The 1,816-nt window shown below is 62.4% G+C and carries 4 protein-coding genes; all 4 read right to left on the minus strand.

All coding sequences use genetic code 11. The annotated features are described in order from the left end of the window. Positions 1-647: alpha/beta hydrolase family protein (locus ACE3UY_RS11020; protein ID WP_374687580.1), on the minus strand; the 647-nt coding region annotated here is incomplete at its 3' end. Positions 648-758: 111 nt separating this feature from the next. Next, entirely contained in the window at positions 759-1,145 is a 387-nt protein-coding gene (locus tag ACE3UY_RS11025; RefSeq protein ID WP_374687581.1) for a type II toxin-antitoxin system VapC family toxin, read from the minus strand. Further along, positions 1,142-1,378, minus strand: a complete 237-nt coding sequence (locus tag ACE3UY_RS11030; protein WP_374687582.1) for a type II toxin-antitoxin system Phd/YefM family antitoxin — start codon at positions 1,376-1,378, stop codon at positions 1,142-1,144. The genes ACE3UY_RS11025 and ACE3UY_RS11030 overlap by 4 nt, the downstream gene beginning before the upstream one ends. 166 nt (positions 1,379-1,544) lie before the next feature. Next, the coding region (locus ACE3UY_RS11035) for a hypothetical protein (RefSeq protein WP_374687583.1) at positions 1,545-1,816 on the minus strand (272 nt) is incomplete at its 5' end.

A 1,816-nucleotide genomic window follows, 5' to 3' on the forward strand; every position in this document is an offset into this window, starting at 1 on the left:
CGCAGCGTGATGTAGCCGCCCATCGAGTGCCCCCACATGCCGATGCGGTTGGCATCGGCCGCCGGGTGGGTGCTGACGGCGGCCATACCGTTGAGCACGTCAATCACGTAGTCGGAGTTGCTATAGGGGCCGCGGGCTTCCCCTTCGGAGTCGCCGTGGCCGCGGTAGTCGGAGCGGAAGACGATGTAGCCGGCGCGGGCGAAGTAGTTGACGTATTCGACGTAGCGCAGGGTAGTGCGGTACTCGTCGGGTGGCACGTAGCCGTGGTTGAAGACGATGATGGGCCAGCCCGTCTCCGGCGGCGGGCCGAAGGGCACGGTCAGCAGGGCGTAAATCTTGTTCCCCTCCGACAGGTAGGAGGCGATGTAGCGGTCGTAGTTCTCGCCCGACTCCAGTTGGCTTTCGATGACCAGTTCGCTGCCGGGGTACGACTGGCGGCGCATGACCTCGATCATCAGCGGATGCTCGGGGGTGGGCGTGATAGTGGGCGTCGCCGTGGCCGTGGAGGTCGGCGTGGGTGTGGCCGTCACCGTGGGGGAAGGGGTCAGAGTGGGCGTGGCGCTGGGCGTCGTTGTGGGCGACGCCGCGGCGACGATCGCCTCGGCCGGCGGCGCGGCGGGGACGCGAGGGCTGCAGGCGGAAAGCAAAAAGAGAAGCAGGATATAGAGGGATGCAGTTTCCCGCGCGTGGAAGTGAATTGGATTTCCCTTGACGATCATCACTGTCAGCAACGTGCTATTTGGCTTATCCAGACCGGATTACCACGCGACCTCAATCCCATATTGCGAGATATGAGTATCGCGGGTCAACAAAACGGCTTTTTCGATCATCGCCTGGGCAACCAGGAGCCGGTCAAACGGGTCTCGATAATAGTCGGGCAGTTTCTGTAGAGCGATGACGTGCTTGAGTACAATGGGAAGCACGCGCAGGTCGTTGGCCCGTTGTTGGTCACGGACAAGACGGGCCAATGGTTGTTTCAATTTGAGTTTGCCAAGCTGAGCCTTGATCTGCATCTCCCAAGCGCTGGCGACGCTGAGCAACAGCACGTTAGCCGGGTCCTGGCACAAACTCAGAACGGTGGAAGATAGACGCTCGGGTTCCCCATCCCCCCATAAGAAGGTATGGGTGTCGAATAGCAGCTTCATTCGTCGCCGGCCCAGAAAGATTCGGGCAAGGGATCATCAAAGTCATCGCTGATCCAAGCCGCGCCAGCGTGGAGGCCGGGAATGCGCGCCGGCGCGGAGCCGGCCATTGGCACGAGACGGGCGACGGGGTGCTCGCCCTTTAGGACAGTTACTTCGCCGCCTTCGGAGATAAGCGTCAACAGTTCTGCCAGGCGATTTGCCAGTTCAGTTACATCTACAGTTTCGCGTACCATCGGTTGATCATCCACCTCTCACTGCGAGATGTTTCTCCCCGCGTAGTATAACGCAAACGGGCCGAATCGGGATGGAAAGCGATGGGACGCTGATGACGCGGATTCGCCGCTGATTGACGCCGCTCAGACTATCTGGATGGCGAAAATCAGCGCCCCATCCGCGTCATTAGCGTCCCATTCCTCTCGGCCGGTACGCCCACCGCCCATCCACCTTCTTGCGCTCGAAGTCGCGCCGGAAGAGGGAGACGCCCTCGGTGATCTCCTGGCTGAACCAGGCGACGATGTTGGAGGCGATGGCCTCCGGCGTATTGCGGTCGCCGCCCAGTTCGCGGGCGCGGTCGATGTGGCGGCGGCCACGCGGGTCGGCCAGCAGCGCGGCGGCCAACTCGCGGTGGGTGACGAAGCCGGAGCGGCCGGCGGCCAGTTGGCGAATGAGCG

Source organism: Promineifilum sp. (SeqCode) (genome assembly GCF_041918635.1).
Lineage (GTDB): Bacteria > Chloroflexota > Anaerolineae > Promineifilales > Promineifilaceae > Promineifilum.

Excerpts from the sequence above, each read along its gene's own strand:
- ACE3UY_RS11025 (WP_374687581.1), bottom strand. The coding sequence starts at position 1,145 with ATGAAGCTGCTATTCGACACCCATACCTTCTTATGGGGGGATGGGGAA.
- ACE3UY_RS11030 (WP_374687582.1), bottom strand. The coding sequence starts at position 1,378 with ATGGTACGCGAAACTGTAGATGTAACTGAACTGGCAAATCGCCTGGCA.